Origin of the sequence: Paraburkholderia sp. 31.1 (assembly GCF_014397645.1) — a bacterium.
Lineage (GTDB): Bacteria > Pseudomonadota > Gammaproteobacteria > Burkholderiales > Burkholderiaceae > Paraburkholderia > Paraburkholderia tuberum.
The window spans coordinates 1-25,713 of the sequence record NZ_VZQN01000065.1 but is presented as its reverse complement, the minus strand read 5'-3'; the positions used below and the strand labels follow the sequence as shown (position 1 = coordinate 25,713).

At 62.0% G+C, this 25,713-nt stretch carries 20 protein-coding genes and 1 pseudogene; 11 read left to right on the top strand and 10 right to left on the bottom strand.

The annotated features are described in order from the left end of the window. Positions 1 to 266, bottom strand: a pseudogene (locus F6X37_RS36480) (dihydrolipoamide succinyltransferase); the annotation flags it as partial. 331 nt (positions 267 to 597) lie between these two features. On the opposite strand from F6X37_RS36480, the gene F6X37_RS32690 reads away from it, so the two are divergent. Continuing rightward, positions 598 to 1,059: a Rap1a/Tai family immunity protein gene (locus F6X37_RS32690; protein ID WP_184023091.1), complete on the top strand. Its 462-nt coding sequence runs from the start codon at positions 598 to 600 to the stop codon at positions 1,057 to 1,059. 93 nt (positions 1,060 to 1,152) lie between these two features. Here the strand turns inward: F6X37_RS32690 and F6X37_RS32685 are convergent, their stop codons facing one another. Then, complete coding sequence (locus tag F6X37_RS32685; RefSeq protein WP_187614149.1) at positions 1,153 to 1,998, bottom strand: aldo/keto reductase; 846 nt, start codon at positions 1,996 to 1,998, stop codon at positions 1,153 to 1,155. A gap of 195 nt (positions 1,999 to 2,193) precedes the next feature. Between F6X37_RS32685 and F6X37_RS32680 the strand changes: the two genes are divergently transcribed. Continuing rightward, the gene (locus F6X37_RS32680) at positions 2,194 to 2,940 is read left to right on the top strand and encodes a GntR family transcriptional regulator (protein ID WP_013090333.1); all 747 of its coding nucleotides are present in this window, start codon (positions 2,194 to 2,196) and stop codon (positions 2,938 to 2,940) included. Between the two features lie 66 nt (positions 2,941 to 3,006). On the opposite strand, the gene F6X37_RS32675 is transcribed toward F6X37_RS32680, so the two are convergent. Further along, the gene (locus F6X37_RS32675) at positions 3,007 to 4,416 is read right to left on the bottom strand and encodes a CoA transferase (RefSeq protein WP_187614148.1); all 1,410 of its coding nucleotides are present in this window, start codon (positions 4,414 to 4,416) and stop codon (positions 3,007 to 3,009) included. 126 nt (positions 4,417 to 4,542) lie between these two features. Between F6X37_RS32675 and F6X37_RS32670 the strand changes: the two genes are divergently transcribed. Next, a complete protein-coding gene (locus F6X37_RS32670) occupies positions 4,543 to 5,784 on the top strand; it encodes a citrate/2-methylcitrate synthase (RefSeq protein ID WP_187614147.1) in 1,242 nt (413 codons plus the stop codon). A gap of 35 nt (positions 5,785 to 5,819) precedes the next feature. Here F6X37_RS32670 and F6X37_RS32665 read toward each other — a convergent pair whose 3' ends face one another. Continuing rightward, the gene (locus F6X37_RS32665) at positions 5,820 to 6,125 is read right to left on the bottom strand and encodes a DUF2917 domain-containing protein (protein ID WP_187614146.1); all 306 of its coding nucleotides are present in this window, start codon (positions 6,123 to 6,125) and stop codon (positions 5,820 to 5,822) included. A gap of 183 nt (positions 6,126 to 6,308) precedes the next feature. Between F6X37_RS32665 and F6X37_RS32660 the strand changes: the two genes are divergently transcribed. From F6X37_RS32660 to F6X37_RS32650, 3 genes are all read left to right on the top strand, one after another. Further along, positions 6,309 to 7,727, top strand: coding sequence for a PLP-dependent aminotransferase family protein (locus tag F6X37_RS32660; protein WP_184058205.1), 1,419 nt, complete (start codon positions 6,309 to 6,311; stop codon positions 7,725 to 7,727). Between the two features lie 129 nt (positions 7,728 to 7,856). Continuing rightward, positions 7,857 to 9,317: a multidrug transporter subunit MdtD gene (gene mdtD / locus F6X37_RS32655; RefSeq protein ID WP_187614145.1), complete on the top strand. Its 1,461-nt coding sequence runs from the start codon at positions 7,857 to 7,859 to the stop codon at positions 9,315 to 9,317. A 320-nt stretch (positions 9,318 to 9,637) separates the two neighbouring features. After that, entirely contained in the window at positions 9,638 to 10,912 is a 1,275-nt protein-coding gene (locus tag F6X37_RS32650; RefSeq protein WP_187614144.1) for an EAL domain-containing protein, read from the top strand. Here F6X37_RS32650 and F6X37_RS32645 read toward each other — a convergent pair. Beyond that, entirely contained in the window at positions 10,868 to 11,923 is a 1,056-nt protein-coding gene (locus tag F6X37_RS32645; protein ID WP_187614143.1) for a sigma-70 family RNA polymerase sigma factor, read from the bottom strand. The two genes, F6X37_RS32650 and F6X37_RS32645, sit on opposite strands and share 45 nt — an antisense overlap. 24 nt (positions 11,924 to 11,947) lie before the next feature. On the opposite strand from F6X37_RS32645, the gene F6X37_RS32640 reads away from it, so the two are divergent. From F6X37_RS32640 to F6X37_RS32630, 3 genes are all read left to right on the top strand, one after another. Further along, positions 11,948 to 12,136 carry a hypothetical protein gene (locus tag F6X37_RS32640; protein WP_187614142.1) on the top strand — a complete coding sequence of 63 codons (189 nt, stop codon included), beginning with the start codon at positions 11,948 to 11,950 and terminating at the stop codon, positions 12,134 to 12,136. 58 nt (positions 12,137 to 12,194) lie between these two features. After that, positions 12,195 to 12,842, top strand: coding sequence for an ATP-dependent Clp endopeptidase proteolytic subunit ClpP (gene clpP, locus F6X37_RS32635; protein ID WP_184058215.1), 648 nt, complete (start codon positions 12,195 to 12,197; stop codon positions 12,840 to 12,842). A gap of 164 nt (positions 12,843 to 13,006) precedes the next feature. After that, positions 13,007 to 14,560 (top strand): NYN domain-containing protein, encoded by a 1,554-nt coding sequence (locus tag F6X37_RS32630; RefSeq protein ID WP_187614141.1) that lies wholly within the window; start codon positions 13,007 to 13,009, stop codon positions 14,558 to 14,560. Between the two features lie 121 nt (positions 14,561 to 14,681). On the opposite strand, the gene F6X37_RS32625 is transcribed toward F6X37_RS32630, so the two are convergent. Continuing rightward, positions 14,682 to 15,233, bottom strand: a complete 552-nt coding sequence (locus F6X37_RS32625) for a glycine zipper family protein (RefSeq protein ID WP_090801611.1) — start codon at positions 15,231 to 15,233, stop codon at positions 14,682 to 14,684. Between the two features lie 1,591 nt (positions 15,234 to 16,824). On the opposite strand from F6X37_RS32625, the gene F6X37_RS32620 reads away from it, so the two are divergent. Next, positions 16,825 to 17,700, top strand: coding sequence for a cyanophycinase (locus F6X37_RS32620; protein WP_187614140.1), 876 nt, complete (start codon positions 16,825 to 16,827; stop codon positions 17,698 to 17,700). A gap of 248 nt (positions 17,701 to 17,948) precedes the next feature. Beyond that, entirely contained in the window at positions 17,949 to 18,773 is an 825-nt protein-coding gene (locus F6X37_RS32615) for a cyanophycinase (RefSeq protein WP_187614139.1), read from the top strand. A 27-nt stretch (positions 18,774 to 18,800) separates the two neighbouring features. Here the strand turns inward: F6X37_RS32615 and F6X37_RS37725 are convergent, their stop codons facing one another. From F6X37_RS37725 to F6X37_RS32595, 4 genes are all read right to left on the bottom strand, one after another. Then, positions 18,801 to 20,495, bottom strand: coding sequence for a transglutaminase domain-containing protein (locus F6X37_RS37725; protein WP_187614138.1), 1,695 nt, complete (start codon positions 20,493 to 20,495; stop codon positions 18,801 to 18,803). Between the two features lie 152 nt (positions 20,496 to 20,647). Next, a complete protein-coding gene (locus tag F6X37_RS32605) occupies positions 20,648 to 20,956 on the bottom strand; it encodes a hypothetical protein (RefSeq protein WP_187614137.1) in 309 nt (102 codons plus the stop codon). A 124-nt stretch (positions 20,957 to 21,080) separates the two neighbouring features. After that, positions 21,081 to 23,879 carry a cyanophycin synthetase gene (gene cphA / locus F6X37_RS32600; protein WP_187614136.1) on the bottom strand — a complete coding sequence of 933 codons (2,799 nt, stop codon included), beginning with the start codon at positions 23,877 to 23,879 and terminating at the stop codon, positions 21,081 to 21,083. A gap of 1,270 nt (positions 23,880 to 25,149) precedes the next feature. Further along, positions 25,150 to 25,554: a hypothetical protein gene (locus F6X37_RS32595; protein ID WP_187614135.1), complete on the bottom strand. Its 405-nt coding sequence runs from the start codon at positions 25,552 to 25,554 to the stop codon at positions 25,150 to 25,152. Between the last annotated feature and the right edge of the window lie 159 nt (positions 25,555 to 25,713).

Sequence of the window (25,713 nt, the reverse complement as noted above, 5' to 3'; positions counted from 1 at the left end):
GAGGCGGCGGAGGCGGCGGAGGCGGTGGAGGCAGCGGCGGAGGCGGAAGCAGCGGCGGCAGCGGGAGCGGCGGCTGCGGTTGCGGAGGCTCCAGCGGTGGCCCTAGCGGTGGTTTCGGCGGTGCGAATGGTGGTGGCTTCGGTGGTGGCTTCGGTGGTGGCTTCGGTGGCGGGTTCGGCGGAGGCTTTGGCGGAGGCTTCGGCGGCGGTCACGGAGGCAAGGGTGGCGGCAGCGGCGGCAGTGGCAACGGTGGCGGGAACGGGCACTAGGCGTCGCCCGTTGCCCCGGGTAGGGAGCCCCCGCGCCCTACCCGCCAGCGACATGTCCCGGCATACTGTCCGCTATCCGCTGGCAACGGCGGTGATGTCCCGATCCCCCGGTCGGGCGTCACCGCCGGAGGCCGGTCGGAGCGGCCCGCCCGCCTTCGGCGCGCGCTGACGGAATGGCTCGGAGAGCGCGCGCGCCGCGCCTCGCGCCATCGCGCGAACCGCACCGCGAGCGGCGGGAACACAACCTCCATTGCGTGCGAGTGTTATGGAACCAATCCGAGACGACCGCCTCATATCAAATTCATCGTTCGATATGAGGGCCCACAACATGCATAGAAGCGTCCCCCCCTCCGCGACCCGCACGGCAGCCGCCGTGCTGACCGCTGCCGCCCTGGGCCTCGCATCGCTCGCCAATGCGCAAACACCCGCGCAGCCAATGGCGCAGACCTTGTCGCAAGCGGCACCACCGGTCGACCCGAGCTTCTCCGCCTACTCGCTCGTCCAGAGCTGCAAACAGCGCCACGACAACGTCGCGCAAGGGCAATGCGTCGGCGCGATCCGCGGCATCATCCACGGTTATCAATACGGCGTGCTGTTCCTCTCGCAACGAGCAACCCTCCCCGCCAACGAAACGCAGCGCGTGTCGCTATGCCTGCGCGACGTGGCGGTGTCGTCGATCGTCGACGACTTCCTCGCCGATGCCGCCCAGGTGCCGGACGACGCGCTGCAGCACACCCCCGCCGAAGTCGCCGTGCTCGGCTCCGTGCATCAGCACCATCCCTGCACCTGAGCGCCGCGTCAGCGCGAGCGGCGTCATCGACGCCCACAGCGCTTCGAGCCTCGCGCGCCGCCGTTGCGCAACGGACGGCGGCCGCGCCGGCGCTTACAGCATTTCCAGCGCACGCTTGCCGCGCGGCGGCTTGAAGTACGCGTCGAGCGCGGCGAGTTCGCCGGCTTCCAGCACCAGTTGCGACGCGCGATGGTTGTCGCGCACATGCTCGACGCGCGCCGCCTTCGGAATCGCGCACACATTGGGCTTGCCCAGCACCCACGCGAGCGCCACCTGAAACACCGAGACGCCGCGCGCGTCGGCGATATCGTCGAGCGGCGAGCGTTTCGGCAGCCGCGCATGATCGACCGGGCTGTACGCCATCGCCGGCATGCCGCGCGCGGCGAGCCACGGCAACAGATCGAACTCCGGCCCGCGCCGCGCCACGTTGTACAGAATCTGGTTGGTCGCGCACGCGTCGCCGCCTGGCGTCGCGACGAGTTCTTCCATGTCGTCGGTATCGAAGTTGCTGACGCCCCAGTGACGGATCTTGCCCGCGCGCCGCAGCGCCTCGAAGCCGTCGACGGTGTCCGCGAGCGGCACCGAGCCACGCCAGTGCAGCAGATACAGATCGAGCCGGTCCGTTTTCAGACGCTTCAGGCTCTGCTCGCACGCGGCGATCACGCCGCGCCGGCTGGCGTTGTGCGGATACACCTTGCTGACCAGAAACACCTTGTCGCGCAAACCCGCGAGCGCTTCGCCGAGCAGCGACTCGGTCGCGCCGTCGCCGTACATTTCGGCGGTATCGATCAGCGTCATGCCGAGTTCGATGCCGCAGCGCAGCGCAGCGATTTCCGCCGCGCGTCGTGCCCGCTGCTCGCCCATTTCCCACGTGCCCTGCCCCAGTGCTGGCATGCGCTCGCCGCCCGGCACGCTCACGCTTGCGATCTCGCTCGTCATGCTGACTCCTCGAAAGTGGCTCGATCCAGATGCGATGCGCTGGCCCGCCGCCTCATCGCGCAACGCATGCTACTCAAATCCTGGCGACGAGTTTAGCGGCTCCGCGGCCTCACAACGGCGCGCCTGGCAAAAGCCCGCTATAACAGGACGCGCCGATGTTTTAAAATTGCCGCTTGCCCATCTTGCGTGAGCCCCATGACCTCTGCCTCGGAAGACCGCTGGCGCGACCTGCGCCCGGACCCGGAAAACGACACGCCGCTCTATCTGCAACTTGCCCGCAAGCTCGGCAGCGCGATCCACGAAAACCGCTGGAACGCCGGCGAGGCGCTGCCTTCGGAGCGCGTGCTGTCGGAGGCGCTCGGCGTGTCGCGCATCACGTCGCGCAAGGCGATCGCGCTGCTCGTGGAGCAGGGTTTGATCCGCCGCACCCAAGGCGCGGGCAGCTTCATCACGCCGCGCTACGAAGATCCGTTGTCGCGTCTGTCGAGCTTCAGCGAAATGCTGCGGCGGCGCGGCTTCACGCCGAGTTCGAAGTGGCTGTCGCGCGAAATCTCGCCGGCCAATCGCGATGAGGTGATCCAGCTGGGGCTGTCGCCGGCCGCCGCGGTCACGCGGCTGCGGCGGCTGCGGCTCGCCGACGGCATCGTGATGGCGGTCGAGAATTCGACGTTCCCGGCCGCGGTGATTCCCGATCCACAGGCAATCGGCGACTCGCTGTACACGTATCTGGAGAATCGCGGACTGACGATCGTGCGCGCGTTGCAGCACTTCCGCGCGGTGAACGCGAGCGACGAGATCGCGCAGCAGATGAGCATCGCGCCGAACGAGGCGTTGCTGTTGATCACGCGCGTGGGTTATACGGCGGATCAACGCGCGATCGAACTGACGGACACGTACTGCCGCAACGATTACTACGACTTCGTGGCGGAGTTGCGAAAGTAAGCTGCGACACGGTGGGCGGTCAGGTACGCCGCGTTCCCAACCTGAACGCGCCGCCCGCTCCAACCGTCACGGCCACCGGGCTTCGTGCGCGCCGATGCGCGCCGGCGGCAGCGCATAAAACGCAGGCGTCTGCTCCAGTTCCTCCGCCGGCAGCACGCCAAGCACACGCCCGAACTCCGATTGCACGCTCGCGACGCAATCGCGCACATCGTCGAGCGACACCTCGGGCGCCTGCTGCCCATCGGCCAGCAGCCCGAACGACCGCAGCCAACGCCCCGTCTGCGCAAGAGACACCTTCACATGCCAGCTGCCGCCCTCGCGAGCGCGCCGCGCGAGCGCGACCATCGCGCCGAACGCGGCCAGATAGCCGGTCGCGTGATCGAGCGCCTGACACGGCAGATGCCGCGGCTCGGCCGAACCCGCCGCCGCGCGCTCGGTCCACGCGATGCCGCTCGCCGACTGCACCAGACTATCGAAGCCGCGTCGCTGCGCCCACGGCCCTGTGTGCCCGTACGCGCACACCGAGACATAGACGATGCCGGGCCGCAGCCGTGCCAGCTCGTCCGGCCCGAAGCCGCGCGCCTTGAGCGCGCCCGGACGATAGGCCTGCAGGAACACGTCGGCATCGCGCGCGAGTCCGCGCAACGTGTCGCAGCCTGCCGCCTCGCGCAGATCGACGATTGCCGAACGCTTGCCGCGGCCGTTGTCGATCACGAGCGGCGCGATGTTCGGCAGATGCGGCCCGTTGATCGTCAACACGTCCGCGCCATGATGCGCGAGCGCGCGGCCGGCCACCGGTCCCGCGATGATCCGCGACAGATCCAGCACCCGCACACCCGCGAGCGGGCGGTCGATACCAGGCTCGGCGTCAGCGGCGGCGAGGCGCGGCGGCTCGGCCGGGGCGTCGCCGATGCGCTCGATCTCGAACAGCGGCAAGCGCGCGATCGCTTTGGCCTGCTCGAGCGCGGCCCATTCGTCGGGCGTGCGAATCAAGGCGGCGCACAGGCCCGCGTCGGCGAGCGTTTGATCGAGCGTCGCGCCCTCCCAGCCGCGAATCGCGGCCGCCACCGAGTGCCGCCCATTGTCACAGCCGAGCACCTCGAGCACGCCCTTCAGGTGATGCGCGAAATTCGTATGCAGCTGGATCCAGCGGCCGTCGCCCGTTTCATAGAAGCCGGTGACCGGATCGCGCAGCGCGGGCGGCGGCCCATCGTCGATCCGCAAATAGCGTTCGCTGCGAAACGCCGCCAGCGCGCGACGCATCTGCACCGACACCTGTTGCAGGCGAGCGCTGCGCAAGCGCCAGTATTCGGCGGCGGCGAGGCCCGTCGCGGCGATGGTCGACGCCGCGAGGCTGCCGACACGATAGACCGACGGCAAGCCGGGATCCGCGCCGGCGAGCGACACGGCGTGCAACGCGACCGGATCGCAGCCGGCGAGGGTCCAGATGTGCTTGAGGGCGAGTTCGGGCGTCATGGGATCGGGCGCGCTGGCCGCGCGGACAGGAAGCAGGTACACCGAGTCTAAATTTGCGCATTGCCGCAATCAATCTTGATTATGATAATCAACGTATATTGATTTCTTCGGTTTATACGCACTTTTATGCCAGCCCCGATTTACCTGAGCGCCGCCGAAGCGGCCGCAACGCTCGGCGTCAGCTTGCCGACGCTGTACGCGTATGTAAGCCGAGGCATGCTCGGCTCGTCGCCGGATGCGCAAGGCAGGCATCGGCTCTACGATGCCGCCGAGGTGCGCCGCCTCGCGCGTCGCAAGGCGGACGGCAAACGCGCCGGCAAGGTCGCGCAGAAGGTGCTCGACTGGGGCGTACCGGTGCTCGAATCGTCGATCACGCTGGTCGCGGACGGTCGGCTGCTGTATCGCGGGCACGATGCGATCGAACTCGCGCGCAGTGCGTCACTCGAAGACGTCGCGGCGCTGTTGTGGGAATGCAGCGCGCGGCGCATCGGCGATGCGCCCGTCGTGCCGCTCGCCCCCGCTCAATGGGCCGCGTGGCTCAAGCTGTGGAGTGACAGCACGCCGCTCGATCGCGCGCTGGTGCTGCTGCCGGCCGCCGCCGCGCAGATGCCGCGCGTGTGGGCGCTCGGCCGCGATGCGCAGCTCGACACCGCGTGCGCCGTGATGCGGCTGCTGGCCGCCGCGATGCTGCCGGCGGCGCCGTCGAACGAACCGCTGCATCGGCAGATCGCGACGGCCTGGCGGGTGCGCAGCCGTCAGCAAAGCGGACTGCTGCGCGCGGCCTTGGTCGCCTGCGCGGATCACGAGCTGAACGCGTCGACGTTCACGGTCCGTTGTATCACGTCGACGGGCACGCACCTGTTCGGTGCGGTCGCGGGCGGGCTCGCGGCGCTTTCCGGGCCGCGTCACGGCGGCGAAACCGTGCGCATCGCCGCGCTGCTCGATGAGGCGTCGCGCTCGCCCGAGCTGGACCGCTATCTGGCGAACCGTCTCGCGCGCTACGAGCACGGCGCGCAAGGGCCGCTGCTGTCGGGCTTCGGTCATCCGCTCTATCCGGACGGTGATCCGCGCGCGCGGCTATTGCTGACGATGCTCGCCGACTGCGCGCCAGCCCGCTCGCCGCTCAACGAGGTGCTGCAGGTCGCGCGAGCGGTGCGCGACACGACCGGCGCGGAGCCGACGGTGGATTTCGCGCTCGCCGCGATCGAGCGCGTGCTCGGCTTGCCGAGCGGGGCCGCGTTCACGCTGTTCGCGCTCGGGCGGGTGGTCGGCTGGATCGCGCACGCGATGGAGCAGGCGCGCGATGGCCGGTTGATCCGGCCGCGGGCGCGGTATATCGGGGAGTATGAGGCGGGAGGTGCTGCTTAGGGACCAGGAAGAGGCGGCTCGCCGTTCGCCCTGCATCAGACCACGCCCGGCCGACGCGCCAGCCAAGCCGGCATCGGCCAGCCGAATAGCAGCCTCGGCAACCTGCGTTCCGAGCCGCTCGCCAGCGCAAAACGCGCCCCGGCCCGCCCGGCGCTGATCCATGCCACCAATCCACGCGCCAACTCGATCGACTGCCCCGCCGCCAGCCAGTGATCCTCGTGCTCGCCCTCGACGGTCAGCCAGACGTTGCCGCTGATCACCTTGAAAATCGTCGGACGCGCAACCCGCCAGGCCGTGACAGGCTCGCCATGTTCCAGCTCGAAAACTCGCACTTCTCGCATCGCCGTTCTCCTCGATGAACTTTCTGTTGTACCGATTATTGACGTGCGATGATCGGAGACCCATGCACAGTTCCGAACACTTTCATCGGAACTGTTCAGTCAAAAAACCGAACAGTTGGCATGGCTCGCGCGGCGCAGGTTTAAGACTTTCGCGCTCGCAGGCCGGCGACAGAAGGCAAGCGTATGAAACTCGAAATCCAGCTCGATCGGGACAACGGCGTGCCGCTGACCGAGCAGATCGTCGCGGGCGTCTCGGCGTGGATCCGCTCGCGCAATGCGCATCCTGGCTCAAAGCTGCCGTCGATCCGCCAGTTCGCCGCCGACTTCGACGTAAGCCGCTTTCCGGTGATCGAGGCATACGACCGGTTGGTGTCGCTCGGCTACGTCGACTCGCGCCACGGCTCCGGCTTTTACGTCGCCGATCGCCAACCGACCGACATGCGCTGCCAGGGCACTTCGGACCCGCGCCGCGCCGATGTCGAGTCGGACCATCTGCTCGAGCAATTCAACTTTCCGGGCGAGACGCTGAAGCTCAGCACCGGTTTCATCCCCGAAAGCTGGCGCGACATCGATGGCATTGCGCAGGCGATCCGCCACGTGTCGCGAACCGATCCGGCTAGCATGGTCGAGTACGCGACGCCGCTCGGCAACCCGGTCTTGCGCGAACAGTTGCGCGGCCGCATTGGCCAGTTGGGCATCCAGGCAGACGCATCGCAGATTCTGATCACCAATGGCGCGAGCCAGGCGTTCGATCTGCTGGTGCGCTACATGCTCAAGCCAGGCGACACGATCTTTGTCGAGGACCCCGGTTACTACAACCTGTACGGCCTGTTGCGCCTGCACGGCATGAAGCTGATCGGCATTCCACGCACCGGCAATGGTCCCGACCTCGACACGATGCAGGCGCAACTGAAGCTGCACCGGCCCAGATTGCTGCTCATCAACACCGTGTTCCACAATCCGACCGGCACCACGGTCGCACCGCAGGTCGCATTCCGTTTGCTGCAAATGGCGCGAGAGCATGGCTTCCAGATCATCGAGGACGATATCTACGCGGATTTTCAGACCGAGCTCACCGACCGCCTGGCCACCCTCGACCAACTCGAACAGGTGATCTACATCGGCGGATTGTCGAAAACGCTGTCGTCTTCGCTGCGGGTCGGCTACGTGGTTGCGAGTCACGCGATCATCAAGGACCTGGTCGACATCAAGATGCTGACGAGCATCGGCTGTTCGCGCTTTGCCGAAGCGGTGGCGGTGTCGATGCTGGAGCGCGGCGCATATCGCAAATATCTGGAGCGACTGCGCCGCCAGATGCGCGGCGCGCTCGGCTCGACCGTCCAGACACTCGAAGATGCCGGCTGGGAGATCTTCGAAGAACCAGCGGGTGGCAAGTTCGTGTGGGCACGCGTGCCGCATGTCGCGGACGCCGAGCGGCTCGTTGAATGCGGCGTGCCCCTCGGAGTGACAGTGCTGCCTGGACAACACTTCAGGCCGAACCGGGAGGTGAGCCCGTGGATCAGAATTCATGTGGCGTTTGGCAACGAGCCACGGGCGCAGGCGTTTTTTCATGCGGCGGCGCAGTTGCCGCCTGATGCGTGAACACGGCGCGGAGCGCGGCCGTGACGCAGCGCCGACACCCGCGCAACGCTGCGCCGCCCGCTGCGCCGGGACCCGCTTTTCCCTAGAATAGCGAGTCCCAGCCCGACCGAGCGCGCCCAGCCACCTCATATGTCCACCACGACGCCTCCGCCCGCCCTCGCTCCCGATATCCCCTCGGGTCCTTCGCCCCGCTCGCTGACCGTGATGCTGTGGCTGGTCGCCACCGGCTTCTTCATGCAGACGCTCGATTCGACGATCGTCAACACCGCGCTGCCCGCGATGGCGACAAGCCTCGGCGAACTGCCGCTGCGCATGCAATCGGTGGTGATCGCCTACTCGCTGACGATGGCGGTGATGATCCCCGTGTCCGGCTGGCTCGCCGACAGACTCGGCACGCGGCGCGTGTTCTTCAGTGCGATCCTCGTGTTCGCGGTGGGCTCGTTGCTGTGCGCGAACGCGCATACGCTGAACCAACTGGTGCTCTTTCGCGTTCTGCAAGGCGTGGGCGGCGCGATGCTTCTGCCGGTTGGGCGCCTCGCGGTGCTGCGAACCTTTCCGGCTGAGCGCTATCTGCCGGCGTTGTCGTTCGTGGCGATTCCGGGGCTGATCGGACCGTTGATCGGACCGACGCTCGGTGGCTGGCTCGTCAAGATCGCGTCGTGGCACTGGATCTTTCTGATCAACGTGCCGGTGGGCATCGTGGGCTGCATCGCGACGTTTATCTTCATGCCGGATAGCCGCAACGAACACACGAGCAAATTCGACCTTGGCGGCTACCTGTTGCTGGTGGTGGGCATGGTGGCGATTTCGTTCGCGCTCGACGGCCGCACCGAGTTCGGCATTCAACATGCGACGGTGCTGGTGCTGCTGATTCTGAGCATGGCGTGCTTCGTTGCGTATGGGCTGCACGCGGTGCGCGTGCCCGCGCCGATCTTCCCGCTCGATCTGTTCAAGATCCACACGTTTAGCGTTGGGCTGCTCGGTAATCTGTTCGCGCGGATCGGCAGCGGCTCGATGCCCTACCTGATTCCTCTGCTGTTGCAGGTGAGCCTCGGCTATAGCGCATTCGAAGCCGGGCTGATGATGCTGCCCGTGGCGGCCGCGGGCATGGCGACGAAGCGCCTCGTGACGAAGCTGATTCTGAAGTACAGCTACCGGCGCGTGCTGATGGCGAACACGATTCTGGTCGGTCTGATGATGGCGAGTTTCGCGCTCACGAGCACGCATCAGCCGCTGTGGCTGCGGCTCGTGCAACTGGCGATCTTCGGCGGCGTGAACTCGATGCAGTTCACCGCGATGAACACGTTGACGTTGAAGGACCTCGGCACCGGCGGCGCCAGCAGCGGCAATAGCCTGTTTTCGCTCGTGCAGATGCTTTCGATGAGTCTCGGCGTGACGGTGGCCGGTGCGTTGCTGACAACCTTTACCGGCATCATGCAACGCGCGACTGGCGCCAATTCGCTGCCCGCGTTTCATGCGACGTTCCTGTGTGTCGGCATCATCACCGCATGCTCGTCATGGATCTTTGCGCAGTTGTCGCCGGAGATTCGCACGCCCGCGAAAAAGACCGAGCCTTCGGAGCGTACTTGAAAGCCGCAGGAGCCAGGACGACGCATCCTCGTGCAGTCGCGAACGGATTTCCGGGCATCGCTCCACGCGCGCCGCACGCAGCACGCTTGCACAGCGTCGCCGACCCGCAACAGGGCGCGTCCCGCACCAGCGAAGTGCGCGTTATCGCCTTCGTACCGCGGCGGGCGCACAACGATTTCCTCGGAGCATTGCTGGTGGACGCTCGAGCTTTGTTCGAACACGCGCATAGTTCTTGCTCGTCTATCCTGTAAACTCTTGGTCTGCGCGCGCGAACTCCTGCCTGGCCCAGCAAGCCCCGCCATTTCCACACGACTGACACGATGAGCATGATCGAACTCGATCCTCCCGGCTTCCAGCCACCACGCCCGATGGCCGGCGACGAAGGCTCCCGGCGTACCGTTCTCTATGGCGGCTACACCGTTTTCAGCGTGTTTCAGCCGGTCTTTTCGGTATCGCACCGGCGCGCGATCGGGTATCACGCGTCGCTGCGCGTGCACGACGAGCATGAGCGGCAAGTGCCCTCGCACGAAGTCTTTACGCAGGCCGCGCGACGCGGCGATCTGCTGGAACTCGGACGGCTGGCCGAATCGCTGCACCTCGGCAACTTCAACGCATTCGACAGCCACGACGAATGGCTCTTCCTCAGCCTGCATCCGGCCGCACTGATGGACACCAGCTACGGCGACGCGCTGCTTGCCAGCCTGAAGGCGCTCGGCCTGCCGCCGCAGCGCGTGGTACTCGAAGTATCCGAACAGGCTGGCGGCGAAACCACGCGCTTCGCCGAAATCGTCGATTCGCTGCGCAAGTCCGGTTTCCTGATCGCGCTCGACGGCTTTGGCGCCAAGCATTCGAACATCGACCGGGTGTGGAATCTGCGGCCGGACATCGTCACGCTCGACCGCTGCATCCTCGCGCAAGCGAGTGAACACTCGCATATCGAGCGCGTGTTGCCGGGCCTCGTCTCTCTGTTGCACGAGTCTGGGCAACTGGTGCTGATGGGCGGTCTGAGCACCGAACGTGATGCGCTGATCGCGCTCGAATGCAATGTCGACTTCGTCCAGGGCGCATTTTTCGCGGGTCCGAGCGTCGAACCCGTCAAGCCGCAAGTTGCCGCTGGCCTGATGGATTCGCTCTCCGCTTCGCTGCGCGAACGCGTTGCCGCTCGAGAGAAAGCGCAATCCGCGCGGCTCGCGCCGTATGTCACGGCGCTCGAGGCAGCCGCCGCGCAGCTGGTTGCCGGGGAATCGATCATGCAGGCGACCGCACCTCTGCTCGCGCTCGGAGAAACGGCGCGCTGCTTTGTTTTGGACGGTTCGGGGCGGCAGATCGGCGACAACGTGCTGCCGCCGGGGCGCACATCGCAACGCGCAAAGCGCTTCAGCCCGCTGCTGCATTCCGAAGGCGCGAGTTGGGAGCGCCGCCCGTACTTCATTCAGGCGATGCGTCAACCGGGGCGGGTTAATCTGACGCCGCCGTATCTGTCGATCAACGAAGCGCATCTGTGCGTGACCGCCTCGATTGCCGCGCACACCTCGCATGGTACGCAGGTGCTATGCGTCGACATCAACTGGGAAGTCGCGGCTCACCGTAACTGACGCCCCCGGATGGTCCTTGATGCGGGCAAGCAGTTCCGTGACCGCATCACGGCCCAGCATCCGGTTGGCCGCCTGCAGATGCGCGGCGCTGGTCAGGATGCGCAGCGAGACGATTTTCGCCGAAAGCTCCGTTTTGCCATCCGTCACCACGTCGATTAACCCGACGATCTCGCCGTCGCAGAACAGTGCGATGCACACCGCACCCGCCATCGACACCACCTCCGCATGGCTCGCCTGTTGCGCGAGCGATGTGACTACAGCCATCCACTTCGGACCGGAACCCGGTTCGCGGTCGCGTTGCGCTTCGGTTTCAGGCGTTGGCCCTTGTGCTCGAAGGGCCGGGTTGGCTGTGGGGAACCGAGGGGGCGGAGCGTACAAAGGTACGTCGCTGATCAGTTGCGGCGCATCGCTGAAAAGCTGTAGCAGGGCCGCCCGGTCTTGCGCTTCGAGCGCCGCGCGCAAACGCTCGACGATTCGCCCATGCACCGCCGGATCGGGCCGCTCCAACGGCGCCCCCGCACGTCTCAGACGCTCCTTGGCGCGATGAACCATTTGCCGGCAAGCGGCCGGTGTGCGCTCGAGAATCGAGGCGATTTCCGCATAACCGCACTCGAACGCTTCATGCAGGACGAGCGCCGCACGTTCGTCTGGTTTCAGATGTTCGAGAAGCAGCATCACGCCGTACGACATATCTGCCGCTCGCAACGCCAACTCCTCCGCCGATGGAGCGACCTCGTCGAGCCACGGCTCCGGCAACCAGCCGCTAGCCTGTGACGCACGCTCGCGCTGTGCATGCCGCAGACGGTCGATCGCCGTGCGCGTGGTGAGCGTGGTGAGCCACGCGACCGGCGTTTGCACCGCCTGCGTATCGGCCAGGTGCCATTTGAGCCAGACATCCTGCACCACGTCTTCGGCCTCGGCGCGACTGCCGAGCATCCGATATGCGAGTGCCAGCAGACGGGCGCGCGCGGCCTCGAAACTGGATGCCTTGTCGATTCCCTGTTCCGTCATGCGTAGACCTCCCGATGGTGCGTGGTGAAAAAGTGGCTGCATACCGGTGGCATGGCTCAGGCGCGCGTCATGCTCGGTATTCCTGAGCTTGACGCATGGGCAACCGGTGATGTGACAGCGCGGCGCAAAAAAATTCGCTGTCACAACCTGTCACAACGCCAGCGGCTGCTTCGTCACATGAGCAACAACCGGCGCATGTCACGCGGCTTCTGATCCGCGGCGGCCTGCGCATCCCGGAATGCCCGCGCCATCCATCCTGAACGAGGAATCCATGCCTTCCAGTTACCCGTCTGTCTCCGGCCTCGGCCTTGTGCCCACGGTGATCGAACAATCCGGCCGGGGCGAACGTGCCTATGACATCTACTCCCGCCTGCTGCGCGAGCGCATCGTCTTTCTTGTCGGGCCCGTGAACGAGCAGTCAGCCAGTCTGATCGTCGCGCAATTGCTGTTTCTCGAATCGGAGAACCCCGACAAGGATATTTCTTTTTACATCAACTCGCCCGGCGGCTCCGTGTATGACGGCCTCGCGATTTACGACACCATGCAGTTCATCAAGCCGGAGGTCTCGACCTTGTGCACGGGTTTTGCCGCGAGCATGGGCACCTTTCTGCTCACCGCGGGTCAATGCGGCAAACGGTATGCGCTACCCAATGCGCGCATCATGATTCACCAGCCCTCGGGCGGCGGTCAGGGCACCGCGGCGGACATCGAAATCCAGGCCAAGGAGGTGCTGTATGTACGAGCGCGTCTCAATGCGATGATGGCCGAGCGCACCGGACGCAGCATCGAAGAAATCGCGCGCGACACCGACCGAGACAACTTCATGTCGGCGCTCGAAGCGAGGGAATACGGATTGATCGATGACGTGCTGGAAGCTCGCGCGACGTGGAACAACGCAGGCCGTCGCGACACCCTGTAACGGAACTGACATCGAGCCGCCCGCTGGACCACCGGTTGGACCGCAGGCTGCAAATTCCCACCTACCGATCGGTGCGAGCGCACCACAAAAGCTGCTCACCTTCGCTGGAATCGCTATCATGTCGCGATTCGTCGACTTCGACGACCGCTTCAACGGAGATATACATGGCGTCATCCAACGAAAACGTCAGCATGGCGCTGTTCTGCGACTTCGAGAATGTCGCGCTTGGCGTGCGCGACGCGAAGTACGACAAGTTCGACATCAAGCTGGTGCTCGAGCGCCTGCTGCTGAAGGGCAGCATCGTCGTCAAGAAAGCGTATTGCGACTGGGACCGTTACAAGAGCTTCAAAGGCGCGATGCACGAGGCCAATTTCGAGTTGATCGAAATTCCGCACGTGCGCCAATCGGGCAAGAATTCCGCCGACATCCGACTCGTCGTGGATGCGCTCGATCTCTGTTATACGAAATCGCACGTCAATACGTTCGTCATCATCAGTGGTGATTCGGATTTCTCGCCGCTCGTGTCGAAGCTGCGCGAGAACGCCAAACAGGTGATCGGCGTCGGTGTGCAACAGTCCACCTCGGATCTGCTGATCGCGAATTGCGACGAGTTCTTCTTTTACGACGATCTTGTACGCGAAAGTCAGCGCGCAGTCGCGAGGCCCGAATCGTCGCGTCAGCAGCAGAACACCCAGCAGGCAGCCAAACGTGCGCCTGATGAAGAGAAGGCTCCGCCCAAGGAAGATCTGGAGAAGCGCCGCAGCAAGGCCGTTGAAATTGCGGTGCAGACATTCGACGCGCTCGCTTCCGAACGTGGCGACAGCGGCAAGATCTGGGCGTCCGTGCTGAAGAACGCGATCAAACGGCGCAAACCGGATTTCAACGAGACGTATTACGGGTTTCGCGCTTTCGGCAATCTGCTGGAAGAAGCGCAGGCGCGCGGGCTGCTCGAATTCGGCCGCGATGAAAAGTCAGGCGCGTACGTCTATCGAAGCACAGCCGTGAACGTTGCGAGTGAAGCGGCAAGTGAAACCATCGGCGAAACCGCGGCGGAGTCTGCCGAAACGGGGTCGGCTGAAGCGGTATCGGCCGAACAGGCGGCCGAACATTCGTATGAAGCGCAGGCTGCGCAAGCGGCCGCGTCCGAGTCGGGCGGCAAGCACAAGTCGCGGCGCAAGGAGCGCAACAACCGCAAGCTGGGGCGGGGTCAGCAGGAGGCCGCGCACGGCAAGCACGGTCACCACGAAACGGCTGATGAAGAGCATGCGGCTACCGCTCCGGCTCTCACCGAACACGCGGAACCCGCCGAAGAGGTCGAGCGGCAGGAACCGCGTGAGCACGCGCCTCTCCCACATGAGTTCGTCACTGAACCGACAGCTGAAGAGTCCCAAGCTCGCGCTGTAACAGCGAAAGCGGATACAGCAGCTGAACAAGTCGTATTCGGCCAAGGAACCGACCATTCCACCGACAGCGACCAACCCGCGCTGCGTCAAAGCGCCAAAAAGCGCGCCTCGCGCAAAACGGCCGCGAAGAAAGTGAAGAAAAACACGCCAGGCACGATCGAGGAAGTACCTGAGATCGCAGCGCCGGCCGAGCCCCCTGCTCCCGCAATCAACTCGGAAGAAGGGTCTGAGGCCGCCAGGAAGGCAGCAGCCCGTAAAACGGCGTCCCGGAGCCGTCGCCCGCGCAAAGCGGCATCAACCGACAGCGCGGAATAAGGGGCGGCACGGATTCGACGATCGTCGCTAAAAGCTACCGCCCAACCGTCCTTCGGACTTGAAATGCAGTACCGGCCGACAATGCACGACAAGCAAGCCGGCCGGCCTCAGCTATCACCGCTCAGTAAGCCGGATAAGGCGCATACATGACGGGCGGAGGCGGCGCGTAATAAGGACGGGGCGCGACGTACACCGGCTGCGTCGAATAGTAAGGCTGCGGCTGAACGATCGTCTCACCCTTCGAGGTCATGCACTGGGCGTAGGCGGTGTCGTAGCGCGCCTGCATGCCGGCCGCCGAATACTGGGCGCCATTCGCGCCGTTCGCGCCCCCGATCAGCAGACCGCTGCCGGCGCCGATCGCCGCGCCCGCGCCGGCGTTGCCCGCCGCGGCGCCGAACAGCGCGCCGATCGCCGCGCCGCCGAGCGTGCCGAGCGCCGCGCTGTTCACGCTGTTCGTGGTGGCCGCCTGCGCAGCGCCGGACGGATTCGTCGATTGATTCGCGTAGTCGCGGCACGCGTAGTCGTTCTGCTGGAACTGGCTGAGCGGCTCGCCGCTGCGCGGCATCGCGGCTATGCTCGGGCCGCTCGGTGGCGCCACTGCGCAACCGCCTAACGCGAGCGCGATGACGGCGGCGGGAATCGCCAGGCTGATCGTTTTATTGCTGGGAATCATGGCGGTGCACTTCGGAGGATTGGAATTCAAACGTTAGGCTAATCGCGAAATTCCGTGGTTACGGCTCAGTTACAGAAAGTTTTTTGCCCGGCTGGCTGGCCTCGACCTTGCTGCGAGTCGCTGCGGCGATTGGTACGTTATATCAAGTAATGCTTGTAGATGAGCTGGCAATCGATTGACACGACGCCGGCCGCGCCGAACGTCATACTCCAGCAACCGGGCGCGACGACCTTCCCGAGCGCCGCGACCGCGCAGAACTTCCAGTATATGAACCATCCGCCGCCAGCGCCCGCCCTCGCCAGTTCGGCGAAGTCGACGGGCGGGGACCGGGCTCATCGGCATCGACAGATGTCCACGAATTCTGGCCCCGACGATTAGCCGCAGGGCAATTTCACTTAGCGCCGCGCCCCGCCAAACCGCAGTTACCAACTGTGACAAACTTCTTTCAGAAGCGCGTAAGAAGCGCATCCCTCGGTGATAAGCAATACCAATCTATCCCCTTCCAATCGCCTCCAGAAAGAAAAAGCCCTCGCGATGGAGGGCTTTCGTCTCTGGCTACCATCTTCAATCGCGACCGCAAGGATCACGACACTCATGCCCAGTTGCATACGACCCCCGCGTTATTAGGGCGTTGAGACTGCGTTGAAATCGTCATGAAAGGACATTTCTTGACTTTATTGTTCGTCGACGCCGGCAGCAGTGGTTGGGTAACTGCGCTCATCTCGAGCGCAAAAAAGCGTTGGCGCGATCAAAAGTTTTCGATCTATCGTTCGCCGCTCTAGCACCCTTGAACTGCGAACCTTGTCAAGTTCTGCGCCTCAACGTCGCTAGTCGACCCTATGCTCAGGTCGCAACTATGCGCAGATGGCCGGTCGCTGACGACGCCGACCCAAGCATGGCAAAGCTCTAGCAAGGCGGGCAAATATGCCTTTCCTTTCCGAACGGTTGCGGATCGCCGGCAACGATCGACCGGCGCCGTGACGTCGACGTCCACTTCCGAAAATACTGAGGGAGCACTCCCGACCCAATAACAGTCACGTTTGCCGAAAAGAGCAGCGGCCGAATGTGTACAGAAGATTTGCCCCGGCTGGCAGGTGTTTGACCGATCTGCCGGGTACGTCGACTGGTAACAGACGAATTGCGACGCTCCGGCGCCAAGTGCCACCTGCAATACTTGAATCGATGCGTCAGCATCGCACCACATCGGTTCAAATATGCACTTATTGCGTGCATATGCTATTCATGCGCTTCCGCGGCGGGCCGAAGTTCTCGCGAGCTCGTTCGCAATCGCGATCTGCGCCAAGGGTTCGCGCCAACCCGTGCGGACAAAAACGTTGGTGCATTTTTTGCTTTAAAATATTGTACGGTGTGGGCAGGTGCAGATCTTGTGTGACGCGAGGAAGATGCAAATCTGTCCACTATTGCTGCAGGCTTCAGGTTCGCGGGTTGCTGCACCGCGCCCACGAAGGTGCTGCCCGACTGATTCCGCACGGTTGTCGCGCTGCTCGAATCATCGGGCAGATAGCTGCGATTGTCGTGCCTAGGGCGGACCGCCAGGTCGCCGGTCAAGCTTTGGTAAGGAGTGAATGGTATGCGTTCCGGAAGATCGCCGAAGGGTGCCGCGCGAGGCTTTATTATCCCTATTGGCGGCGCGGAAAATCGGGTTCAGAACCCGGTTATTCTGCGCCGTTTCGTGAAACTTTGCGGTGGGTCGCGCGCGCACATTGCGGTCATCCCCACTGCCTCCTCGCTGGATGACACGGGGGATCTCTATGAGTCGGTGTTCCGCGATCTCGGCGCTGACCGAGTCAGTATCCTGCCATTCAAGACACGCCGCGACTGCGAATCGGACAGATACCTGAAGGTGCTCGATCGCGCCGACGGGGTCTTCATGACCGGGGGCGACCAGGTACGCCTCGCCGAGATGCTGAGCGACACGCCGGCGGCGGAGAAGCTTCATAGCCGTAACGCACACGGCATGCACGTAGCCGGGACCTCGGCCGGGGCCTCCGCCATGTCAGCTGCCATGATTGCCGGGGGGAAGAGCGGGGCCACGCCCCGCGCCGGGATGGTCGACCTGGCACCAGGCTTGGGGCTCATCAGCCGTTTTGTTATCGACCAACACTTCGGCCAGCGGGATCGGCTCGGACGCCTGCTCACGGCAGTGGCTTCCATCCCGTTTGGGGTGGGCATTGGGCTGGATGAGGATACGGCTGCGTTCATCGGTCCAGACGAAATGCTGGAGGTGGTAGGCAGCGGCGGCGTCACCATCATCGACGGGTCGAATCTGCGCAACTCTGCAGCTGATTCCGTTCGCCATGACGACCCGGTAGGCTTGACCGGAATACGTCTGCATATCCTGGTTGATGGCAATATGTATCATCTCGGGACGCATAGCCTGGTAGGCGGCACGTTGTCTGCGCGGAGTTACGTCCCCAGTGGATCGAACGCTACTGCTCTGACCTGATCGGCTCGAAGAGGCAAAAGTCGGATCATCCCCGAAGCGGGGCAGCGCGTATCTGTGCTGCCCCGCTCCACGTTCCGCTTGCCGATATAAAATCGCATATCATGCGTCAACCCCTCGAAGACGCGAAGATAAGACGTCAGCTGATTCGAGCCCGGCAGCAACAAAGCTCCGGCCGGAAAAGTGGGTTACGTGGTGGCTGCACGAGACTTGGGCTACTTCAAGATTTGGCCACTCTATCGGAGTGAAAGTTGGGTCGTGCAAAGGCGCCCATTGGCGGTACACGAGGCTTTATCGTCCCCATCGGGGGCGATGGAAGGCTAATACGAAACGCTGCCATCCTGCGCCGCTTCATCGAGATTTGCGGCGGCTCCCGCGCGCATATCGGCATCATCCTTACGGGCTCCGCGACCAAGGACGCCGGCCGCCGTTATGAAAGGGCGTTCCGTGATCTGGGGGGGGATCGGGTCAGCGCCCTCAAATTTGAGACCCGAACCGACTGCGAGGCGAAGCGAAACCTGGACATGCTCGATAGTGTCGACGGGCTTTTCCTCACGGGGAGCGACCCGGTCCATCTTTCCGAGACGCTAGGTAGTACTTCGATGGCGCAGAAAATTCGCAACCGGAATGCACAGGGTATGCACGTGGCCGGCACCTCCGCTGGCGCAGCGTTCCTGCCCGGGCAGATGATTGCGGCCGGTGAGAGTGGCACTACGCCGCGTGCTGACATTGTTCAATTAGCGCCGGGCTTGGGCCTGATCGAGCGGTTGATCATCGATCAGCACTTTCGCCACCAGGACCGGCTCGGGCGTCTGCTCATGGCCTTGACTTACAACCCACTTGCCATCGGCATCGGCCTGGATGAAGACACCGCCGCCTTTATCGGTCCGGATCATAGGCTGCAGGTCCTGGGCAGCGGCGGCATCACCATTGTGGACCCCTCCCAACTGCAACACTCCGCCATACATCCGGATCGCCGCCATGCCCCAGTAAGCGTAGTTGGCCTGCACCTGGACATACTGGTTGAAGGCAACCTGTATGATTTAACAGCGCATATGGCGAGCATAAGGAGCTAATTTCGCATTCATCCCGTCAGGGAGCGACTAGTGCAACGAGGCCTCCCGGAGAATCTTGATCTGAATGTCAGGTACAAAAAAGTCCGAATACATCAGATCGTTACCGACCTTTTCCCAGGAGTCGGGCCTGCATATCTCGCACATCTTTTCCGTCCTGCTGTTTTCTATATAGATCCACGACAGAGCGCCAAAAAACCTTTCGTGCCTTTCCGGCAGATTGTCCGATGAGCTTTCCATAGGTACCCATCCTACCGCGGGGACATAGAACTCTACCCACGCATGATCATAATCCGGCACACAGACCGAGTTGACCCTTGCATATCTCAGTTTGTACTCGGGAACCTTGAAATCCCCGACCGGCCTGCATGCCACCCCGCAAAGCCTCATTAATCCTATCAACAGCTCCATGTACTTTCCGCAAGTCCCTTCGCCGCTTCTCAAGGTCTCAACGGGACTTGTATACGTGTTGTTGTAGCGGTACCCCAATCTACTATAAACATATTCACGCACGGTTTTCGCAATCTTGACTACATTTCCGCGCTCTTTTCTCGGGATCGCCGAAATCAGGTCCGCAGCAATGCGCCTTAACTCTTGCCTATCCATATCGTACCTGAGCTCTCTCTTAAGAAATCGCGTCTTAATTTCGTCTGGATAGCCTGAATCCGGGGCATTCAACTTGAACCTTATCCCATATAGTTCAATTACGGCGCTGTAGCCGAAGTAACGGCGTTCTTTATCAAGCTCAACGCCTCTGAAATCGAATTCCGCAATCTCGTTGCCGCTTTCGTCCCTTCTTATAATCCCAGGAACATCTCCAATAATTTTTACTGACTTCACCTTCTGCCTTCGCGTCTCGACCGGAATCGACAACCTGACGCACATCTTGACGCCCTTGATCCTTTCCAGAATATCATGGGCAGGCCTGAGCATTTCGGCATAAGAAAATTCCACTTCGTAACCATCCGAAAGCCCGAAATTTCCAGCCATACCAAGCCCCATTATTTTATAATCAAGTTTCTCTATAAAGCCATCTGAAATGTTCCTGTTGAGTTTTATATTTGGACTGTTGTCGACATCCGCCTTCGCGCCCGCATCATCAAAGACGTCCCAACTTTTCTGATTGTAGTATATATAGATGCCAGATCTTTCTATATCTGATGTTTTAACTGAAGCTATTCCAGACGCCCCCTCATGGGGTGTCGTCAGCGATGCCAAATGAGTCCCGTCAAGACTGTATATATAAATGGCCCGACTAATGTCACTCAATATGAAGAGGCGATCCCCATGCAAGGTAATGTCGTTTATTCTATTGCCCACATCCACTGACCGTATTGGCCGATCCCCATCCAGAATGAACAAGATCCCGCTACTGTCAGCCACGTAATATCTACCGCCTTTCCAATATAGACCGACAACATCTTTTGCGTCATTGATTGTGACGGTGTCCATAACTTCATAGACCATCCCATTTTCTATCCCGAGCGCATAGATTCTATTAAAACGCGAATAATTTATAATGCCATCCGGTCGCATACATATGGCACCTGCCCCCTTGAATTCGTTGAAGCTTTTGAAGTTGACAACTCCTTGAAAGAATCCCGTCCGAACGTCGATTTTGCCAAGAGCCCCAAGCTTCGGATCTACGACGAAGATCGCATCTTCCTCATTGCTATCTATAGAGGTGATGTTCTTTGCAAAGAGCGGTTTTATCGAGGTGATCACAAATCCCCCGGATCATTCTGATCGGTGAGGCATGGGCCGGGCATACGTCCGACCCATTCTCTCCAAGTCTTGTCGGAGGCGGCGCTTGAAACCGCAACAGAGCTCCTTGAGGGTGTGCGCTGCGCCTTCTGCGCACAAGCGCACCAGGACCGCTAATGCTGTCGGCCTCTCGACGTTTCCCGCTCCCTGCCTCTCAGGTTTTCCCGCTCCCTGTCTCTCAGGTCCTCTCGCTCACTGCCTCTCAAGTCTTCTTGCTCACCAACTCTCAAGGCCTCTTGAATAAAATCGGCAAAGTCCGAGAGATGCCTTAGATTTGAATCCAGGGGATTGCGCGAAGACCCGCTCATTGCTTCATGACGTATCAGGTCCAGGGCGATTTCGACCGCCACCCTCCGCTTCGAGGAGGCATCCAGCGTGGCGTCGTTATCGTTGTAGAGAAGAAATTTCTGTTTCTCATCCATTTTGACTCTCCAAGGTATTGAACTCCATGAAGGATGGACCTCACGCTTCATCCGCCCTGGAGCCCTGTCACCAGGTCCGCTTGCGACCGCCTGGCAGGTCGTCGTAACCGCGGCGAACAGTCATTCAGTCTTCAATCTCTCGCGCCAACCGCACGCCGCGCTCGTCACGAATGATCTCCATGCTACTACTGTCCCACCCGAACCCGCCCAGGTCGTCTTGACGGATCTTGACTGGGGTCGGCCTTCTCTCAATGGCGTGCCCTGTTTGCGCGTCTGGCCTGAAACGCACGATCTGCTCCCAGGCACGTGTGTAGTCTTCGCTCAACAAGAGGAGCAAGTCGCCAGGCCCGGCCATTTCGAGCGCCGACTGATTCGCCGCCTGCTCATCGGCTATGACCTCGATCTGCTCTGCCCCGACTCCATTCTTGCGTAGTGACTCTCGCAGCATTTCCGGCACTTCAAGGTGATCCCGCCCACGCGAGTCACTGTCCCTGTGACAAATGTAGTGCTCAAAGTGTCCCGCCGCGATACGGCCGATCTCCAGGATGTCCTCGTCACGGCGGTCGCCGGGAACCGTCAGCGAAACGATCTTCGCACGCTCGGCTCCCAACCGGTCTACCAGACCGCACATGGTTTTCACGGCTGCGGGGTTATGGGCATAGTCCAAAATCACCCTGAAGGGATGCTGATCGTAGATGTTCAGGCGGCCGGGGGTCTGGAGGAAGGTGTTATCAAAGGTGCGCAGGCCACGGCGGATGCTCTCGAGATCGATCCCGAGGCCGTGGGCGAGGGCCGCAGCGAACATCGCGTTCTGCACATTGTGGAATGCGAGCCCCTGCACCGTGGCCGGGATCACGTGAGTCCACAACAAAGGAAAACGGTGACCGCTGTCCCACAGGCAGACCATGTGGCCGTTTATCTCTTCCTCCAGCACGACCGCCACGCCGCCCGCCTGGACGTGCTCATTTACCAAGGGGTGAGCCGCGTTCATGGTCACGTAGCCCAGGCGGTTTGCGTGACTATGGTCCGCCATCTTCAGGCACAAGGCGTCGTCAGCGTTGAGGACGGCCATCTCCTTCGCCACCTCGACGACGATGCGCTTGACCTCCGCCATTTGCTCCACCGTTTCGACCCCGCGCAGGCCCAGGTGATCGGCGGTCACATTGAGGCAGCCCGCCACGCTGCATTCCGGATAGCCCAGACCCCGCCGCAGCAGGCCGCCCCGGGCCGTCTCCAGTACGGCGGCATCCACGGCGGGGTCCGCAAGAATCATGCGGGCGGACGTCACTCCGGTCATGTCACCCTTCACAGTCAACCGTCCGTCGACATAGATGCCGTCGGTGGTGCCCAAACCCACCGTGTACCCCGCCAGTTTCAAGATATGAGCGAGCATGCGCGAGGTGGTGGTCTTGCCATTGGTGCCGGTAATGCTGGCAATGGGAATGGTGCTTGGAGCACCGGGTGGAAACAGCATATCGATGATGGGACCGGCAACGTCCCTGGGCGTTCCTTCAGTGGGCGCCAGATGCATCCGTAGACCCGGGCAAGCATTCACCTCGCACATGGCCCCGCCGGTCTCACGATATGGCGCGGAGATATCCGTGGTAATGAAATCAGCTCCCCCGACGTCCAGGCCGATGGCCCTGATGGCCCGGACGGCCATCTCCCGGTTGTCCGGGTGCACGCTATCGGTAACATCGATGGCGGTGCCGCCGGTGGAAAGGTTGGCGGTGGCACACAAGTAGACGATCTCGCCCGCCACAGGCACCGTCGTGGGACCATAACCCTTGTCAGCAAGGAAGCGTTCTGCCACGCCGTCGAGCTCCACGCGGGTGAGCACGTTTTCATGTCCCGCACCCCGGCGTGGATCCTCGTTAACCTCGTCCACCAACTCCTCGATGGTGTGAACACCGTCACCTGACACATGTGCGGGGATGCGTCTGGCAACCGCCAACAATTGATCATTGACGACCAGCATGCGGTAATCAGACCCCGGTATATAGCTTTCGACGAGCACTGCCTCGCTGTACTCCTGAGCCCTCTCAAAAGCGAGCTCCACCCGCTCCGGGGTTGTAACCTGAACCGATACACCCTGCCCGTGATTAGAGTCCAATGGCTTGATCACGACGGGATAGCCGATCTGTTCGGCACTATGGACGGCGTCGCGGGCGCTATAGACCTTGCGCTGCCTCGGCACCGGCAGGCCCGCGTCACGCAGGATCCGGTTGGTCTCCGCCTTGTCCGAAGCCAGGTCTACCGCGATCTGACGGGTCTCGCTGGTGAGCGTCGCCTTGATGCTTTTCTGGAAGCGGCCGCAGCCGAGCCGTATCAGGCTGCCGCGGTTTAGGCGCGTCCATGGAATCGAGCGCTTCATGGCGGCGCTCACCAATGCGGCAGTGCTAGGTCCAACGTCGCAACTCCGCGCATAACGGATGAGTTCATCCAGTTCATGTTCAAAGTCGAAAGCGTCATCGAAGTTCCGCTCCGGCTTCAGCTTCAGGTCTTCAGGAAGCAGGTGCTCGAGCAGGGCCAGGGAAAGGTCTCCGGCTTGCCGACCGACATCCTCGTCCAGGTATTCGTAGACTATGTCGTAATGCCCGCGCGGCCCGGCGGCGCGCGTCTTGCCAAAACTCACATCCGAGCCTGCCACCTTCTGCAGTTCGATCGCTACGTGCTCCATGACATGGCCCAGCCACGTTCCTTCGCCTTCGACCATGCGCCGCACGAACCCACCGGGGGCTTGATAGGAACAGCCATGTTCCCGAAGGCCGGGCAGATAGCCAAGGAGACGATCGATGAAGCCTTGGCCGAGGCGCCCGGTTGGCCACTCTTCAAGCACCCCCAGATCGATGGTGTACCGAATGACCGGGAAATGGGCATGAATATTGGGTCCTTGATAAGCGATGAGTGACTTGACTTCCATTTCATGACCTCCTGCAGTCTCGTTTCAGGTCATTGGTCTCCAAAGCCGCCGAAGTCCCTACAGCCATGGCCTGATCTGATGCGGTTGTGAGGTAGATGGGAGACGAAATTGGGGATCGTGCTCGCCAGCACTGTCCGGCAAGCCGCAAGCACCAACGTGACTCGACGGGCCTTCGCTTCGTTTTCATGCAGGGAATGGACTCGGCCAAGATGGCGGAACAGCATCGCCACGAAACGACTCCGCCTTGACAGCGCGTTGCCGAGATGAGCAGCACTAGCCTTCTTTCTCATTGGTCCTGACCTGGTCCGCTCGATGAGCGCGAGGACCTGACTGGACATGCTGCAGGGTGCCTTCACGTCGTGCTCCTGGCCGGTGGTAGATGTGTTAAACGGTCACCCACACCCTAACGCTCCAGCGTCATAACCTTGAACTGGACGAGAGTTATTACAGGTAAGACGCGCGCCACTTTGTAGTCGTCGCAACAGAGACGCACTCATGGGTGTTCCAAGCACGATGACTGCCCGGAACCATCTCCGACCGATCGGCCACTTTAAAAATAGAGGCATTTCCAGATAAAGCAACATCTCTTCCGTAATTTATCTTGCCGAATCCGAACGCCTATCGGCTCTCAGGAGCAAGGGACCCTGGCGAGCAACTGTCCTTGCGTCACGGCGAACGTGGCCCAACCGAGGAACCGCAGATTGCCCGCGCACCGTTGCTCCATGGCAGATGATTCGCCTGAACAACGTAAGTCAGATCATCCACCATCGTCCACTTCGGCGTGTCGAGACCGAGAGTCTCGTCCGGGCCGATCGCTCGATCGCTCGAATAGGCTGGCGGTTCCGCAAAGCCGACAAGAGAGTGCGATTAGCGACCACGCACGAGTGTCTGGAATGGCCGATGAAGCAACGTTCATCCTCGCGAATGGAATGGCCGCTTGCTGGGTGGATCGGACGTCTGAACGGCCGAACGATCATGTGGGCGAGTGACGCTTCCTGGCCGACTGCCGCCTGCTGGCGTTCAAGGCTGGATTGCGTCGCCGCCGAGGATCTGCATCAGGGTCTTCGCGTTGCGCTGCCCCTGGTCTTCCCAATGGTTGTTCTCTACACCGACAACCGTTACCGGCGACGCCGGAGGACCGTGAACGACCCGTTGCCGACAGTCGCGGTTTTGCAATCCGCGTGGCGCATTTGAGAGCACACCGGACATTCCGCGAGTGGAACGGGTATTGAATGATGTCGCGAGTCAAACCGACAATATTCCCTATCGGTTAAGTTTTTGCCAGCGACTGAGCAAGGTCATTAATTGCCTTTAATATAACAAGGGTATCTGCGTTGTTCGTAGGCCAGCCCTCCCAACGCGCGATCATATCGTCGACTGTTATCAGTAGCACCTTTTGGTCTTCAGTAAGATTGTCGGCATTACCAATCGCCGCTCTGTAGCGTTGTAACGATGTACGAATTCGATGACCAGAATATTGACCGGCCCCGCCAAAAAACCCTATTGAAGGATCAATCTGTCTCGCGGCTCGCTCATATTCTACAATTTCGTTTGCACGCGTGATACGTTCTTCATGCCATAAACGCTCAGCGATTTCAACTTCGGCAGCCGCCAGCACCTCAGACTTTTCCCCGACCATTCCTAATGCTTCAGTGATTGATTCGGTGATATTCAATTCACGTCCTGTTCTGCTCCGGTATTCCACCTTAAGTGGTCCTGGTAAATCTGTTTGAATTTCGCTAACCTGGCGCGTTTAACGCCGGGGTAGCGGATGAAGTGTGTCGTCGAACTGAGCGAAGCCGAGGAAATGACGTTGCAACAGCTGTCGATCAAT

Bases quoted from the DNA above. Each gene is read 5' to 3' on its own strand.
- F6X37_RS32665 (WP_187614146.1), bottom strand. From the start codon at position 6,125: ATGCGAGAAGTGCGAGTTTTCGAGCTGGAACATGGCGAGCCTGTCACG.
- F6X37_RS32675 (WP_187614148.1), bottom strand. From the start codon at position 4,416: ATGACGCCCGAACTCGCCCTCAAGCACATCTGGACCCTCGCCGGCTGC.
- F6X37_RS32660 (WP_184058205.1), top strand. From the start codon at position 6,309: ATGAAACTCGAAATCCAGCTCGATCGGGACAACGGCGTGCCGCTGACC.
- F6X37_RS32605 (WP_187614137.1), bottom strand. From the start codon at position 20,956: ATGGATGAGAAACAGAAATTTCTTCTCTACAACGATAACGACGCCACG.
- F6X37_RS32630 (WP_187614141.1), top strand. From the start codon at position 13,007: ATGGCGTCATCCAACGAAAACGTCAGCATGGCGCTGTTCTGCGACTTC.
- cphA (WP_187614136.1), bottom strand. From the start codon at position 23,879: ATGGAAGTCAAGTCACTCATCGCTTATCAAGGACCCAATATTCATGCC.
- F6X37_RS32690 (WP_184023091.1), top strand. From the start codon at position 598: ATGCATAGAAGCGTCCCCCCCTCCGCGACCCGCACGGCAGCCGCCGTG.
- mdtD (WP_187614145.1), top strand. From the start codon at position 7,857: ATGTCCACCACGACGCCTCCGCCCGCCCTCGCTCCCGATATCCCCTCG.
- F6X37_RS32685 (WP_187614149.1), bottom strand. From the start codon at position 1,998: ATGACGAGCGAGATCGCAAGCGTGAGCGTGCCGGGCGGCGAGCGCATG.
- clpP (WP_184058215.1), top strand. From the start codon at position 12,195: ATGCCTTCCAGTTACCCGTCTGTCTCCGGCCTCGGCCTTGTGCCCACG.
- F6X37_RS32625 (WP_090801611.1), bottom strand. From the start codon at position 15,233: ATGATTCCCAGCAATAAAACGATCAGCCTGGCGATTCCCGCCGCCGTC.
- F6X37_RS32680 (WP_013090333.1), top strand. From the start codon at position 2,194: ATGACCTCTGCCTCGGAAGACCGCTGGCGCGACCTGCGCCCGGACCCG.
- F6X37_RS32620 (WP_187614140.1), top strand. From the start codon at position 16,825: ATGCGTTCCGGAAGATCGCCGAAGGGTGCCGCGCGAGGCTTTATTATC.
- F6X37_RS32645 (WP_187614143.1), bottom strand. From the start codon at position 11,923: ATGACGGAACAGGGAATCGACAAGGCATCCAGTTTCGAGGCCGCGCGC.
- F6X37_RS32670 (WP_187614147.1), top strand. From the start codon at position 4,543: ATGCCAGCCCCGATTTACCTGAGCGCCGCCGAAGCGGCCGCAACGCTC.
- F6X37_RS32650 (WP_187614144.1), top strand. From the start codon at position 9,638: ATGAGCATGATCGAACTCGATCCTCCCGGCTTCCAGCCACCACGCCCG.